Below are 281 nucleotides of genomic sequence, written 5' to 3'. Positions count from 1 at the left end.
GTCTTCTGTCTGCTTTGTTGCTTTTTGGATGCAGCAGTAGCGATGAAATCGTACCTGATATCCCACCTGCAGAATTATATGCTGAGGCTCAAATCTCTTTAAGAGCGGGCAATTGGTCTTCTGCTGTAGAATAACTGGAAGCTTTGGATTCTCGTTACCCATTCGGTCCGTATTCAGAGCAAGTTCAGCTGGATCTTGTGTATGCCTACTATAAGAATGATGAGCTACCACTCGCTTTGGCGACCATTGAGCGCTTTACTCGCTTGAACCCAACGCACGAA

The 281-nt window shown here is 45.9% G+C and carries 1 pseudogene; it reads left to right on the top strand.

The features are described from left to right. Nucleotides 1-281 (top strand): annotated as a pseudogene (gene bamD, locus AB4585_RS29735) (outer membrane protein assembly factor BamD); the annotation flags it as partial.

This window comes from Vibrio sp. 10N.222.49.C9 (genome assembly GCF_041474985.1).
GTDB classification, from domain to species: Bacteria; Pseudomonadota; Gammaproteobacteria; order Enterobacterales; family Vibrionaceae; genus Vibrio; species Vibrio crassostreae_C.
The sequence above is the reverse complement of the archived record's forward strand: the minus strand, read 5'-3'. Positions and strand labels throughout refer to the sequence as shown.